The 13,970-nt window shown below is 70.2% G+C and carries 16 protein-coding genes; 11 read left to right on the top strand and 5 right to left on the bottom strand.

Annotation, left to right across the window (positions count from 1 at the left end; all coding sequences use genetic code 11):
- Positions 1–8: 8 nt before the first annotated feature.
- From ABZ321_RS37915 to ABZ321_RS37890, 6 genes are all read left to right on the top strand, one after another.
- On the top strand, positions 9–1,508 hold the full coding sequence (locus ABZ321_RS37915; RefSeq protein ID WP_344503683.1) for a histidine kinase N-terminal domain-containing protein: 1,500 nt from the start codon (positions 9–11) through the stop codon (positions 1,506–1,508).
- Between the two features lie 389 nt (positions 1,509–1,897).
- The gene (locus ABZ321_RS37910) at positions 1,898–3,631 is read left to right on the top strand and encodes a nitrite/sulfite reductase (RefSeq protein WP_354900351.1); all 1,734 of its coding nucleotides are present in this window, start codon (positions 1,898–1,900) and stop codon (positions 3,629–3,631) included.
- A 154-nt stretch (positions 3,632–3,785) separates the two neighbouring features.
- Positions 3,786–4,496, top strand: a complete 711-nt coding sequence (locus ABZ321_RS37905; RefSeq protein WP_344503681.1) for a phosphoadenylyl-sulfate reductase — start codon at positions 3,786–3,788, stop codon at positions 4,494–4,496.
- A gap of 95 nt (positions 4,497–4,591) precedes the next feature.
- A complete protein-coding gene (locus ABZ321_RS37900) occupies positions 4,592–5,314 on the top strand; it encodes a CbiX/SirB N-terminal domain-containing protein (protein WP_354900349.1) in 723 nt (240 codons plus the stop codon).
- 35 nt (positions 5,315–5,349) lie between these two features.
- Complete coding sequence (locus ABZ321_RS37895; protein ID WP_354900347.1) at positions 5,350–5,793, top strand: zf-TFIIB domain-containing protein; 444 nt, start codon at positions 5,350–5,352, stop codon at positions 5,791–5,793.
- Positions 5,794–5,862: 69 nt separating this feature from the next.
- Entirely contained in the window at positions 5,863–6,189 is a 327-nt protein-coding gene (locus ABZ321_RS37890; RefSeq protein WP_344503678.1) for a zf-TFIIB domain-containing protein, read from the top strand.
- Positions 6,190–6,338: 149 nt separating this feature from the next.
- On the opposite strand, the gene ABZ321_RS37885 is transcribed toward ABZ321_RS37890, so the two are convergent.
- Positions 6,339–6,596, bottom strand: a complete 258-nt coding sequence (locus tag ABZ321_RS37885; RefSeq protein WP_033358446.1) for a WhiB family transcriptional regulator — start codon at positions 6,594–6,596, stop codon at positions 6,339–6,341.
- A 381-nt stretch (positions 6,597–6,977) separates the two neighbouring features.
- Entirely contained in the window at positions 6,978–7,913 is a 936-nt protein-coding gene (locus ABZ321_RS37880) for a diacylglycerol kinase family protein (RefSeq protein ID WP_344503677.1), read from the bottom strand.
- Positions 7,914–8,077: 164 nt separating this feature from the next.
- On the opposite strand from ABZ321_RS37880, the gene ABZ321_RS37875 reads away from it, so the two are divergent.
- Positions 8,078–8,461, top strand: a complete 384-nt coding sequence (locus ABZ321_RS37875; RefSeq protein ID WP_344503676.1) for a hypothetical protein — start codon at positions 8,078–8,080, stop codon at positions 8,459–8,461.
- A 61-nt stretch (positions 8,462–8,522) separates the two neighbouring features.
- Positions 8,523–9,263, top strand: a complete 741-nt coding sequence (locus tag ABZ321_RS37870; RefSeq protein WP_344503675.1) for an FCD domain-containing protein — start codon at positions 8,523–8,525, stop codon at positions 9,261–9,263.
- 81 nt (positions 9,264–9,344) lie between these two features.
- Here the strand turns inward: ABZ321_RS37870 and ABZ321_RS37865 are convergent, their stop codons facing one another.
- From ABZ321_RS37865 to sodN, 3 genes are all read right to left on the bottom strand, one after another.
- Positions 9,345–9,773, bottom strand: coding sequence for an ATP-binding protein (locus ABZ321_RS37865; protein WP_344503674.1), 429 nt, complete (start codon positions 9,771–9,773; stop codon positions 9,345–9,347).
- Positions 9,774–9,798: 25 nt separating this feature from the next.
- Entirely contained in the window at positions 9,799–10,284 is a 486-nt protein-coding gene (locus ABZ321_RS37860) for a GNAT family N-acetyltransferase (RefSeq protein ID WP_354900344.1), read from the bottom strand.
- Between the two features lie 67 nt (positions 10,285–10,351).
- Entirely contained in the window at positions 10,352–10,756 is a 405-nt protein-coding gene (gene sodN, locus ABZ321_RS37855; protein ID WP_344503672.1) for a superoxide dismutase, Ni, read from the bottom strand.
- Positions 10,757–10,826: 70 nt separating this feature from the next.
- Here sodN and ABZ321_RS37850 point away from each other — a divergent pair, with 70 nt between their 5' ends.
- The 3 genes from ABZ321_RS37850 (at position 10,827) to ABZ321_RS37840 (ending at position 13,384) form a co-directional block, all read left to right on the top strand.
- The gene (locus tag ABZ321_RS37850) at positions 10,827–11,141 is read left to right on the top strand and encodes a S24/S26 family peptidase (protein ID WP_344504009.1); all 315 of its coding nucleotides are present in this window, start codon (positions 10,827–10,829) and stop codon (positions 11,139–11,141) included.
- A gap of 174 nt (positions 11,142–11,315) precedes the next feature.
- Entirely contained in the window at positions 11,316–12,434 is a 1,119-nt protein-coding gene (locus ABZ321_RS37845) for an NADP-dependent malic enzyme (RefSeq protein WP_344504008.1), read from the top strand.
- Entirely contained in the window at positions 12,431–13,384 is a 954-nt protein-coding gene (locus ABZ321_RS37840; protein WP_344504007.1) for a zinc-binding dehydrogenase, read from the top strand. The genes ABZ321_RS37845 and ABZ321_RS37840 overlap by 4 nt, the downstream gene beginning before the upstream one ends.
- The last annotated feature ends 586 nt before the right edge of the window (positions 13,385–13,970 follow it).

Genomic DNA, 13,970 nt, shown 5'->3' with positions numbered 1-13,970 from the left:
CTGTAACGGTGTCGACCCTGCGTGACCTCGTCGAGGAGCACACCTCCCTCGCGCCCGAGGACATCGAGCACCTGCACCGCCTCGCCGGCGACTGGCAGATCGTGTCCGACCTGTCCTTCGCAGACCTGCTCATGTGGGTCCCGATCGCGGACCGCGGCGAGTTCCTGTGCGTCGCGCAGGTGCGGCCGACGACCGCCCCGACCGCCTATCAGGACGACCAGGTCGGCCGGGTCGCCGGCGGACCCGAGGTGGCGCACCTCGCGATCGTCCGGGCGCAGGGCAGGATCTGGCGGGAGGGGGATCCCGTCTGGTACGGCGACATGCCCGCCCGCCACGAGGCGATCCCGGTCCGCCGCCGGGGCGAGACGCAGGTCATCGCCGTCGTCGGCCGGGACACCAACCTCAGCACCGCCCGGACCCCGGCGCAGCTGGAGCTCAACTACCTGACCACCGCCGACGACCTGGCGCAGATGATCGCCGACGGCACGTTCCCGCCGCCGCGGCACCCGGGCGAGACCACCAGCGCCCCGCGCATCGGCGACGGCCTGGTCCGCCTCGACGCGTCCGGCAAGGTCACCTACGCCAGCCCCAACGCGCAGTCGGCGTACCGGCGGCTCGGGCTCGCCGCGCACCTCGTGGGCGAGAGCCTCGCCGAGATCACCGGGCGGCTCTGCGACGACCCCCTCGAGGGCAAGGACGCCACGGACCGGGTCCACTCGGCGCTGCGCGGCGACGCGCCCGCCCGCAAGGAACTGGAGGCGCGCGGCGCGACCGTGCTCATGCGGGCGCTGCCGCTGATGCCGGCGGGCGTGCCGATCGGGGCGCTCGTCCTGGTCCGCGACATCACCGAGGTCCGCCGCCGCGACCGGCAGCTCATGACGAAGGACGCGACGATCCGGGAGATCCACCACCGGGTCAAGAACAACCTGCAGACCGTCGCCGCGCTGCTGCGGCTGCAGGCCCGCCGGGTCGGGGTCCCGGCCGCCCGGCACGCGCTGGAGGAGTCGGTGCGGAGAGTCGCCTCCATCGCCCTGGTGCACGAGACCCTCTCGATGTCGGCGTCGGACACCGCGGACGAGGCGGTCGAGTTCGACGGGATCGTGGACCGGGTCGCGGCCGCGGCCGTCGAGGTGGCCGCCTCCGACTTCACCGTGGCGTTGCGCCGGGACGGCGACTTCGGCGTGCTGCCCGCGGAGATCGCCACGCCGCTCGTCATGGTCCTCAACGAGCTGCTGCAGAACGCCGTGGAGCACGCGTTCGAGCCGCGGGGTGAGCACGACCCGGAGGTCGTCGTCTCCGTGCACCGCTTCCGCAAGCAGCTGCACGTCACCGTCGCCGACAACGGCCGGGGCCTGCCCGACGGGTTCGACCTGGACAGCAGCGAGCGGCTCGGGCTGCAGATCGTGCGGACGCTCGCGACGGGGGAGCTGCGCGGCACGATCGAGCTGCGCACCCGGGCCGGCGGCGGCACGGAGGCTGTGATGGTCGTCCCGCTGGCGAAACGCTGAAACCTACCGCACTGTGGGACCGCCGGCCATTGCCGGTCGGCGGCCTGCCCATTCCGGTCTGTATTTCCTATCGGCTGAGTCTTCTTTGGGTTACGTCCCGGTGACGCGGGTTTGAGACAACCCTCACGCCGACGTGGCGTAAGGACCGGTCGACGTGGAAGACTGCACCCTATGCACGCTGCTTCTCTGCGGCTCGTCAGCCGCCGACACGTCGACTACGGTCGCGTGCGCAGCGCCATGTGTCCGGCTTGCTGAACGCCGCCCGTTAATTCTTTCTTCGGGCGCGCGACTCGCGCCGGATTCTTCATGACATTGACGTCATCCATCGCGCATCTTCCGCGATAGGCCGGCGCAGGCTCGCGTGCTCTCAACCCTGAGAGGACGCCGACATGACGGTGAACACCGTCCCGGCAGACAACGCCGCACCCGCTCCCCGTCCTGCCGCCCGCGGCGCTCGGGCCGGAGCCGGTGGGCGCCCTCGCGGCGAGGGGCAGTGGGCGCTCGGCCACCGGGAGCCGCTCAACCCCAACGAGCGCAGCAAGAAGGACGACAACCCGCTCAACGTCCGGGCCCGCATCGAGTCGATCTACGCGCACCGCGGCTTCGACTCGATCGACCCCGCTGACCTGCGCGGACGGTTCCGCTGGTTCGGGCTGTACACGCAGCGCAAGCCCGGCATCGACGGCGGCCGGACCGCGATCCTCGAGCCCGAGGAGCTCGACGACAAGTACTTCATGCTGCGCATCCGCAGCGACGGCGGCCAGCTGAGCCTCGCCCAGCTGCGCACGATCGCGTCGATCGCCACCCGCTTCGCCCGCGACACCGCCGACATCACCGACCGGCAGAACATCCAGCTGCACTGGATCCGCGTCGAGGACGTCCCGCAGATCTGGCGGGAGCTCGAGGCCGTCGGCCTGTCCACGACCGAGGCCTGCGGCGACACCCCGCGGGTCGTGCTCGGCAGCCCGATCGCCGGCGTCGCGGAGAGCGAGGTGCTCGACCCGACCGAGGCGATCAACGAGATCACCGAGAAGTACGTCGGCGACCCGACGCTGTCCAACCTGCCGCGCAAGTTCAAGACCTCGATCTCGTGGCTGCCGGACACCCCGTACGAGGCGAACGACGTCTCCTTCGTCGGCGTGATCCACCCGGAGCACGGCCCCGGCTTCGACCTCTGGGTCGGCGGCGGCCTGTCGACGAACCCGATGCTGGCGGTGCGCCTCGGCGTGTGGGTGCCGCTGCACGAGGTCGTCGACGCGTGGCACGGCGTCATCCAGATCTTCCGCGACTACGGGTACCGCCGCCTGCGCAGCCGCGCCCGGCTGAAGTTCCTCGTCGCCGACTGGGGCGCGGCGAAGTTCCGCGAGGTGCTGGAGACCGAGTACCTCAAGCGCCCGCTGATCGACGGCCCGTCGCCGGAGCTGCCGGAGAAGCCGATCGACCACATCGGCGTGCACAAGCAGTGGGACGGCAAGTACTTCGTCGGCGCCGCGCCCATCGCGGGCCGCAGCTCCGGCGCCCAGCTCGCCAAGGTCGCCGACCTCGCCGAGCGGTTCGGCAGCGACCGGGTGCGGCTCACCCCGTATCAGAAACTCATCGTCCTCGACATCGCCGAGGCCGACACCGAGGCGGTCGTGCTGGGCCTGCGCGAGGCCGGGCTGGAGGCCCGACCGTCCACCTGGCGGCGCAGCACGATGGCCTGCACGGGCATCGAGTTCTGCAAGCTGGCGATCGTGGAGACCAAGGCCCGCGCCGCGGAGCTCATCGAGCACCTCGAGGCCAAGGTCGCCGAGCTCGACGCCGACATCTCCATCCACCTCAACGGCTGCCCCAACGCCTGCGCCCGCACGCAGGTGGCCGACATCGGCCTCAAGGGCATGCTCGTGCGCGACGACGCCACCGGCGACATGGTCGAGGGCTTCCAGATCCACCTGGGCGGCGGCCTGGGCATGGCGGCGGGGCAGAACGCCGGCTTCGGGCGCAAGCTCCGCGGCCTGAAGACCACCGCCGCCGACCTGCCCTCGTACGTCGAGCGGGTCGCCAACCACTACCTCGCCGGCCGTTCACAGGGCGAGTCCTTCGCCCGCTGGGTGATGCGGGCTCCTGAAGAGGAGCTCCGATGAGCGAACGGATGGCTCCTCTGTACTGCCCGTACTGCGGGGACGAGGACCTACGACCGCACGAAGAGACCCACGGCGCTTGGGAGTGCCGCAGCTGCGCACGGGTCTTCTCACTGAAATTCCTGGGGCTCGCGGCACGAATGTTGGAGGCGAAGCGATGAGCACAGCCGTTGCACGTACCCGAGAAGAGTCCATCGCCCTGGCCAAGGAGGCGTCGGCCCAGCTGGAGGGCAAGACCGCCGACAAGATCGTGGAGTGGGCCGCCGCTGAGTTCGGCGACCGGTTCTGTGTGACCAGCTCGTTCGCCGACGCCGTGCTCGCCCACGTCGTGTCGAAGGTCGTGCCCGGCGTGCCGGTCATCTTCCTCGACACCGGCCTGCACTTCGCCGAGACGCTCCGCGTGCGCGAGGTCGTCCAGCGGACCCTCCCGGTGACGGTCCGCTCGATCCGCCCGCGGCAGACCGTCGCCGAGCAGGACGCCGAGTTCGGGCCGCGGCTCTACGCCCGCGACCCCGACGAGTGCTGCTTCCTGCGCAAGATCGAGCCGCTGGAGCGGGCCCTCGAGGACTACGACGCGTGGGCCGCCGGCCTGCGCCGCGACGAGTCGCCGAGCCGCGCCAACACGCCGATCGTGAGCTTCGAGCAGGCCCGCAGCAAGTTCAAGGTCTCGCCGCTGGCGCAGTGGACGCAGGCCGACGTCGACGCGTACATCTCCCGCTACAACGTCCCGGTGAACGCCCTCATGCGGCAGGGGTACGCCTCCGTCGGCTGCTGGCCGTGCACCCGGCGGACCCCTCCCGGCGGCGACCCGCGCGGCGGGCGCTGGCCGATGTTCGACAAGACCGAGTGCGGTCTCCACACCGGGTGAAGGTTCGTAGTGCGAAGCATGGGGGGTGTGGGGTGGCGCAGCCCCCCTCGGAACCGCCGGCGAAGCCGGGGGAGCTAGTAACAGCTGTCTTACTGGTGGCGCACGGGTCCTCCGACCCGCGGGCGGCGGCTTCGACGAGAGCCCTCGCCCGCGCGGTCGCGGCCCAGCGCCCGGGGCTGGACGTCCGGACGTCGTTCCTCGACCATGCCGGCCCCCGTCCGGACGCTGTACTGCTCGACATGCAGCGGCTCGGTCATCGTTCGGCGGTTGTCGTACCGCTGCTGCTGACCTCGGCGTTTCACGGCCGGATCGACCTGCCGGCGGTCATCGACCGGGCGGTCTCCAGCGGTCTGTCCATGCGGGTGTACGTCACGGACGTGCTCGGACCGGTCGGCGGCGTCGTGCCGCCGCTCCTCGTCGCCGCGCTGCGCCGGCAGCTTCCCGCGGTCGAGGCGGACGGGGTCGTCATGATCGCCGCCGGTACCCGCGACGACCTGGCCAGGCACACCGTCGACCTGGCCGCCGCCGAGCTCGGGCGGACGCTCGGGCTGCCGTGCCGTGCGGCGTTCGCCTCCGGGTCGCCGGTCACCGGCGCGGTCGCGGTGTCGGCGCTGCGGGCAGCCGGCTGCGCGCGGGTGGCGGTCTCCTCGTACTTCCTGGCCCCGGGCAAGCTGCACGAGGCCGCCGTCGCCTCCGCCGTGTCCGCGGGCGCCCTCGAACCGGCCGCGCCGCCCCTCGGTCGCGCGCTCGACCTGGCCCGGCTCGTCGTCGCCAGGATCGGCCGGGTGTCCCCGGAGACCGTGGATCTCGCTGCCTGAAGGTGGCCTTGGAACCCGGCGGCTACCGTGGACGTATGCAGATGACATGCCCGAAGTGCCGCGGCGAGATGCGGCAGTACGAGCGCAGCGGTGTCACCATCGACCAATGCCTGGAGTGCCGGGGGATCTTCCTCGACCGCGGTGAGCTGGAGAAGATCACCGACGCGGAGAACGCCTGGCGTGGGCGTCAGCAGCAGCCGGGCGCCCCCGGTGTCCCGCCCGGCACCCCCGGATTCCCGCCGCCCGGCTCGCCGCAGGCATACCCGCAGCAGCCCGCCTATGGCCAGCAGCCGTACGGCCAGCCGGTGCACGGTCAGCCGGTGTACGGCCAGCCTGGATACGGGCAGCCAGCCTATGGTCAGCCCGCATATGGCCAGCCGCACCACCCGCAGCAGCACGGCCACTATGGTCACTATGGGCATCACAAGAAGCGCAAGAAGCACCACCGCGAGAGCTTCTTCGAGGAGCTGTTCGACTAGCCACACCGTCCGGGTCGCCTGCGGAAACGGCTGATCTCGCGCTTGGTGGCCGAGGGCTACCTTGGGGGTATGCAGATGACATGCCCGAAGTGCCGCGGCACGATGCAGCAGTACGAGCGCAGCGGCGTCACCATCGAACAGTGCCTGGAGTGCCGGGGAACGTTCCTGGACCGCGGCGAGCTGGAGCGGCTGATCGACGTCGAGTCCGCCGCCATGCGCAACCAGGGATACCCGCCCGGCTACCCGCCGCCCGGATACGGCCAACCGCCCTACGGCGCCCCCGGCTACGGCGGTTACGGTCAGCCCGGCTACCCGCCGCCCGGATACGGGCAGCCCTACTACGACGGCCCGAACTTCCCGCCGCCCGGCCCCAACGACCCCCATTATCGTGGGTAGGCAGATTGGTCGTGGCCCGCACGTGAAACGCCCCGGCGCATCGGCCGGGGCGTTTTCGTCTTCGCTGCTGCTCGGGTGTTCGATGCGCTTTAGGCTTGGGTGCGCTTCGGTGCCGGGCTGCGTTTTTTATGGTGCTGTTATGGCTCAGGCTATGCGGAGTGAGCGCGGACCCGCAGGCCGCCGCGACGCTTCATCAAACGACGCTCGTCTTCGCTCATTCCGCCCCAGACGCCTGCGTCCTGACCGGAGTCGAGTGCCCACTGCAGGCAGTCGCTGGTCACGGAGCAGCGCTGGCAGACCGCCTTCGCCTGCTCGACCTGCAGCAACGCCGGGCCCGAAGTTCCGATGGGGAAGAACAGCTCCGGGTCCTCGTCGCGGCAGAGGGCATGGTGGCGCCAGTCCGACATGGCGGCAACACTCCTTGTTGTTTTCGCGGATCGTTGTTAGTGATTCCCTATGTGCATCTCGCGTAACGTCTCGGCTAGGCGGAGCCTGAAGATCCGTAACGCGTGTGCGGGCAACGCTCAGTGTTCGTATCGCTTGTGAATGCTTTCACGAACTACCGCGATGTCAAGGGGTCCAAACCAAGAAAATCCAAGTCGGTGAGCAAGCTCACGCACTGTTTGTCCGATTTTATTGCGTTTAGGGACCCTGAATCGCAACAGTCAGTTACCAATGTAGTACGGTTCGGTCAACGATCGGAGGGGTTTCGGAGATGCGGTCGCGGTGTCTCTGTCGCGACTCTCTGCAACTTTCTCCCCCTTCGGTGGACGACCGCCGGGAGTGACTCAACACACTACGCGTAACGCTCCCGGCACGGACGCGAAATCCAACTTGTCGCACTCTCCGAGGTACTCCCCGTCGACCTGGAAAGCGATCGGTTTGGCGGCGGTGAGCGTGAACCCGGCAAGATCGTGCATCCGCAGCACCTGCTTGCCCTTCAAGTCGGCGCCGCGAACCAGCTGCGCCATCGTCCGGGCCGTGCTCCCGGCCTGCATCTGCAGCAGGCCCAGCACGTCGAGCCCCGTGTCGAACGAGGCACGCGGATTCGGATCCACCGGCCGCTCGCCGATGTATGTCCATGGTGCAGTGTTCTGCACCAACATCCACGTTAGCCCGGACTTGGCAGGTTCGCCCGGGAGCTCGAGCGTGAGCAGCGGCACCCGGCGGTTCGTCGTCACGTATTGCTGCGCGATCGACCGGAAGTACAGCCACGGCGTCGACGTCGAACCGCGGTGCCGGGCCTGATCCACGCGCCGTACAACCTCCGCATCAAGGCCCATACCGGCGCAGAACGTGAAATACCGGTCGTCGGCGCGGCCGAGGCCGACGATCCGCTCCCGCCGGTCCCGCAGCGCCTCAAGAATCGCGCCGGTGCCCTCGGCCCAGTCGCTCGGCAGCCCGAGCGCCCGCGCGAACACGTTCGTGGAGCCACCCGGCACGACCGCGAGCGCCGGGCGCTCCTGCGCGCGCCCCTCGGCCGGGCCGGCGTCGAAGGTCATCAAACCGTTGACCGCCTCGTTGACCGTACCGTCGCCTCCGAGCGTCACGACGAGGTCGAAGCGCTCCCGGGCGGCGTCGCGCGCCAGCTCCACGCCGTGGCCTTTGCGCTGCGTGTATGCCACCTCCAGGTCGACCTGGCTGCGCAGCGCACGCACCAGGATGTCCCGTCCGCGCTCGGTGGTGGTCGTCGCGTTCGGGTTGACGACCAGGAGGGCTCGCATGGGCGGCACTGTACCCGCTCTCCCGCGCGCTAAGGTGAGGTGCACGGGAGAGGGCCGACTGAAGGGAATGCCAGGTGAGCGGCCAGCGGAGCGGCTCGGGTCGCGAGCCACGCAATGCAGGGTCGGCTCGGGCTGACGCCGGAGGCGGCGACGCGAGCGGCGCGGTGACGTCGGAGCGGGAGCCGGCGACCCTGCGGTGGGCGGTGCGGCTGCTGTTCGCGGAGGGCGTCGGGCTGGCCCTGCTCACGCTGGTGATCGTCTATCTGGATGTCACCAGCAAGTCGACGTTCCTCGCCACGGCGCTGTCCTTCACCGGCTACCTGGCGCTCATGACCCTGCTGTTCCTGGGGATCGCCGTCGCGCTGCACCGCCGTCAGCGATGGGCCCGCGGCCCGGGGATCGTCACGCAGATGCTGCAGATGCCGATCGGCTGGACGATGCTCACCCACGGCCAGCCTTACATCGGGGCGCCGCTCTTCGCGCTGGGGCTCGCCGGGGCGATCCTGCTGTTCGCCCCGTCGACGCGGATCGCGCTCGGCATCCGCTGAACGTACGACCTGTGGCGTTGCTGGTCCCGCCGATGGCAGGCGTGACTTACGCTCGGTGGTCGTGACGGTCGCACCCGCCTATCAGGTCCTCGCCGACCGGCTCCGCGTGGAGATCATGTCCGGTCAGCTCCTACCCGGTGCCCGGCTGCCGACGGAGCCGCAGCTCTGTGAGCAGTCCGGGCTGAGCCGGTCCACCGTCCGCGAGGCGCTCCGCCTGCTGAGCAGCCAGCACCTGATCGTCACCACCCGAGGTGTCAACGGCGGCAGCTTCGTCGCCGAGCCCGACGCCCGCACGCTCGGCGAGTCCCTCACCGACGGCATCGGGCTGCTACTGGCCAGCGGCGCCGTCAAGGGCGACGACTTCCTCGAGGTCCGCCGGATGCTCGAGGTCCCCGCCGCCGGCCTCGCCGCCGCCCGCCGCGAGCCGTGCCATCTGCGCGACCTCGAGGCCGCGATGTTCGACCCCGAGACCGCGACCCTCGACGAGCGCATCGCCGCGCACTCGGCGTTTCACCTGGCTGTCGCCGCCGCGTCGGGCAACACGCTGCTCTGCCTGATGGTGCGTCCGCTGTACACCGTGAGCGACCGCAAGGCCGCCGCACACAACGCCCCGTTGCCGATGTGGAGGATCATCGACCGGGATCACCGTGCGCTGCTGGCGGCCATCGGGGACCAGGACATCGAGCTCGCGATGGAGATCGCCCGCGGGCACATCGACCACGTCAGGCCGGCGGAGCTCCCGCCGGAGCACGCCCGCACCCCGGTCCCCGGAGTCGCCGCCCTGAAGGAGCGCCCTCTGTAGGCGCTGGTTCCGGTGGCCCGGTCCTACTTCAGGCGGCCCCTTTGGTCCGGGCCTACTTCGGGAGGCCCCTTTGGTCCGGGCCTACTTCGGGCGGCGCTTGGTCAGGCGGATCCGCGCCTGGAGGCCGTCGACCGACGCCGACACCTCGTCGGCGAGCGCGCTGAGCACCTGCCACGCGAAGGACTCGCCCCCGGGCAGCCGCTCCGTCGGCGACCCGAGCGGCACCGACGTCTCGACCGTCAGCGCGTCCGCGGTGACCGTGAACCGGCAGGCCAGCTCGACCGTGTCGCCGAGCTGCGGCGTCTCGCTCGCCACCGCGAGCAGCATCGCGCACGCCTCGTCGACGGCGATGCGCAGGTCTTCGATCTCGTCGAGCGTGAACTGCAGGCGTGCCGCGAGACCCGCGGTCGCGGTGCGCAGCACCCCCAGGTAGGCGGGCGACGCCGGCACGGCCAGCAGCACGACGTCGTCGGCGTCGGATCCGGACCTCTTCGAAACGACCTGAGTCACGCGATGAACCCCCTTGCCCGCGACTCTACGACGTCGCCGCACGCGCCGTGGCGGCGAGTGCGTCCCCGGTGAGCCGGTAGGGCAGCCAGTCCGACTTGTGCCGCGCGCCGAGCGCGTCGTAGAAGCCGCGGGCCGGGTTCCAGTCGAGCACCGCCCACTCCAGCCGCGGGTAGCCGGACTCCACACAGATCTGCGCCAGCTTCGCCACCAGGGCCTTCCCGGCTCCGGTGCCGCGGGCGGCCGGCCGCACGTACAGATCCTCCAGATAGATGCCGTGCACGCCCTCCCACGTGGAGTACGTCCGGAACCACAGCGCCATCCCCACCGTCTCGCCGCCGGTACAGGCGACGTGGCAGAACACCGCCGGCGCCGGGGCGAAGAGCACCGCCCGCAGCTGCTCCTCCGTCAGATGGCACTCCTCGAGGGCCTTCTCGAACTCCGCGAGCTCATACACCATCCCGACGATCGCCGGCACGTCCTCGTCCGTCGCCGCACGAACTTCCACGCTCATCTATGCACCTCGTCCATGAAAAAGCCCTCCACCCCGCCGTGACGGGGTGGAGGGCACCTCTGGCAGGTCAGGCCTGCTTCGTCTCCCAGAAGATCTTCGCGATCTCATCGATCTTCGCCAGCAGCTGCTCGGCGACGGCCGGGTCGGCCGAGCCCTTCGCGCCGGACGCGCCCGCGAGCTTCGTCGCCTCGTTGAAGAGGCCGTGCAGCTGCGGGTACTTCTCGAAGTGCGGCGGCTTGAAGTAGTCGGTCCACAGCACCCACAGGTGGTGCTTGACCAGCTCGGAACGCTGCTCCTTGATCACCAGCGCCCGAGTGCGAAACTCGGGGTCACTGTTGGCCTGGTACTTCTCGCTGATTGCTTTGACGGACTCGGCCTCAATACGGGCCTGCGCCGGGTCGTAGACACCACACGGCAGGTCGCAGTGGGCGCTCACCACGGTGCGCGGGGTGAATAGCCGCGACAGTCGCATCGAACCCTCCAGGGTGATTTGCGATGATCCTCAGTTGCTGACCCTACTCCTGTCCAAACTCGGGGATTTCATGCGGCTACCGTGGTTCACGGCACTGGTGCACGGCCCGTCGATGGCACCGACGTTGCGCCATGGTGATCGGATTTTCGTTCGCCGCGTCGGGACAGCGCGGCCCGGCGACGTCGTCGTCGGGTGTTTCCGCAGCCGGCCAGGCCTCTTGGTGGTGAAGCGCGTGGCCCGGGCGGAGGCCGGCGGATGGTGGCTGACCGGCGACAACCCCTTCGGATCCGATGGTTCCGAGGTGTACGGGCCGGCCGACGTCATCGGACGTGTGACATTTCGCTGGTGGCCACAACCGGTGCGGCTGCGGCGCGGCGCAGCGTAAGGTGATGCGGATACCGGGTCACCCCCGCTGAATCGCATCATGAGCGCTTTCACCACCCATGCGCTTGGCGGAAACACCAGCATTGTCAGACGTGGCAAAGGAGCCCCCGTGTCTGCACCCGTGACCAATCACGCCCTTGAAGGGCCAGTTTTCGACCTCCATCAGGGCGGCAAGATGTCCGTCCAGTCCAGCGTCCCGCTCGCGACCCGTGAAGATCTCGCCCTGGCGTACACGCCGGGCGTCGCCCAGGTCTGCGAGGCCATCGCCGCCGACGAGGCGCTCGTCCACGAGCTGACCTGGGTCGGCCGGGCCGTCGCCGTGGTCACCGACGGCTCTGCGGTGCTCGGACTGGGCAACATCGGCCCGCGCGCCGCGATGCCGGTCATGGAGGGCAAGGCCGTCCTCTTCAAGCAGTTCGGCGGGGTGGACGCGGTGCCGATCTGCCTGGACACCCAGGACCCCGACGAGATCGTCGCGATCGTCACCGCCCTCGCACCGTCGTTCGGCGGCATCAACCTCGAAGACATCTCCGCGCCGCGGTGCTTCGAGATCGAGCGCCGCCTGGAAGCGACCCTGCCGATCCCCGTCTTCCACGACGACCAGCACGGCACCGCGATCGTCGTGCTCGCCGCGCTGCGCAACGCCGCCCGCGTCCTCGGCCGCGAGCTGCACGACCTGCGCATCGTCGTCAGCGGCGCCGGCGCGGCGGGCGTCGCCGTCACCAAGATGCTCATCAGCGGCGGCGCCGACGCCGGCGAGATCGTCGTGCTCGACTCCCGGGGCTGCCTGCACACCGGCCGCACCGACCTGAACCCGGAGAAGTCAGCGCTCGCGGCCCGTACCAACGCCGGCGGCATCACCGGTGACATCGTCAACGCGCTCCGTGGTGCCGACGTCCTCATCGGCGTCTCCGGCGGCACCATCGGCGAGGCGGCGCTGGCCGGCATGTCACCCGGCGGGGCGATCTTCGCCCTCGCGAACCCGACGCCCGAGGTGCACCCGTCGATCGCCGCGCGCTACGCGTCGGTCGTCGCCACCGGCCGCAGCGACTTCCCCAACCAGATCAACAACGTGCTCGCGTTCCCCGGCATCTTCCGCGGCGCCCTGGAAGCCGGCGCGACCCGGATCACCGACGGCATGAAGGTCGCCGCCGCGTCGGCCATCGCCTCGGTGCTGGCCGCGGACGAGCTCTCGCTGGGCACGATCGTGCCCAGCGCCCTGGACCCGCGCGTCGCCCCGGCCGTGGCCGCCGCGGTCGCCGCCGCCGCCCGCGTCGACGGTGTGTTGAGATAACCGTCATGCGTGCAGCTTTCGCGTCCAGTTTCAACGACGCCGACCCCCTCGCCGGCCTCACGGTCGGCGAGGCCCCGGCGCCTGTCCCGGGTGACGGCTGGGCCGTGGTGGACGTGCGCGCCAGCGCGCTCAACCACCACGACCTGTGGTCGCTGCGCGGCGTCGGCCTCCGCCCCGAGCAGCTGCCGATGATCCTCGGCTGCGACGCCGCGGGCATCGGCCCCGACGGTGCCGAGGTCGTCGTGTATCCGGTGGTCTTCACCCCGTCGGGCGAGGTCTCGATCCTCTCGGAGTTCTACCAGGGCACCGTCGCCGAGCAGGTCACCGTCCCCGCGTACAACCTCGTGCCGAAGCCGGCGGAGCTCACCTTCGCGGAGGTGGCCTGCCTGCCCACGGCGTGGCTCACCGCCTACCGGATGCTCACCACCAAGGGCCGCGTGGAGCCAGACCAGGCCGTCCTGGTCCAGGGCGCCGGCGGCGGCGTCGCGACCGCCGCGATCCTGCTGGCCCAGGCCCTGGGCGCCCGCGTCTACGCCACCTCCCGCGACGCCTCGAAACGCGAGCGCGTCGCCGCCCTCGGCGCCACGGCCCTGGACTCCGGCGCCCGCCTCCCCGAACGCGTCGACGTCATCATCGAGACCGTCGGAGAGGCCACCTTCGACCACTCGATGAAGTGCGCCAAACACGGCGCCCGCATCGTCGTCTCCGGCGCCACCAGCGGCCACCTCCCGAAGGTCAACCTCCGCCGCATGTTCGCCCTGCAACTGGAGATCCTGGGCACCAGCATGGGCACCCCAGAAGAGCTGTCCGCCCTGATGACCCTCCTCGCCAACACCGGCGTCCGCCCCGTGATCGACTCGATCATCCCCTTCTCCGAAGCCCGCACCGCCTTCGAAAAACTCCACTCCGGCGACGTCTTCGGCAAGATCGTCCTAGACCACACCACCTGACCCTCCCACCCACGCCGCAACCGTGGGCGTGCCCGGCCCACCCCAGGCACGCCCACCAGCGCCCGCCCGGCCCCCACCCAGCCCACACCAACCTGGCTGGAGCCCACCCCTGACCAGCGCCAGACCTGCCCTGGCTGGCCTTTGACCCGGCCGGATCTTGCTGGTCCCTGCCCTGGCTGGTGTCAGACTTGACCAGCACTGGACTTGACCCGCTGGACTTGAACTCGCTGGCCTTGACCAGGCCGGATCTCGCGGGGTCTCGGCCCTGGCTGGCGTCAGACCTGACCGGCGCTGGACTTGACCCCGCTGGACTTGATCGGCGCTGGACTTGACCCCGCTGGACTTGATCGGCGCTGGACTTGACCCCGCTGGACTTGATCGGCGCTGGGCTTGACCTCGCTGGATTGACCCGGCCGGATCTCACTGGTCTCGGCCCTGACCGGTGCCAGACCTGACTCGCGTCAGACTTAACCCGCGCTGGTCCTGAATCCGCGCTGGTCCTGAATCCGCGCTGGTCCTGAATCCGCGCTGGTCCTGAATCCGCGCTGGTCCTGAATCCGCGCTGGTCCTGAATCCGCGCTGGTCC

The sequence above is a fragment of the Dactylosporangium sp. NPDC006015 genome (genome assembly GCF_040614215.1).
In the GTDB taxonomy this organism is placed as follows: Bacteria; Actinomycetota; Actinomycetes; order Mycobacteriales; family Micromonosporaceae; genus Dactylosporangium; species Dactylosporangium maewongense.
This window is presented reverse-complemented; position numbering and strand designations above follow the sequence as displayed.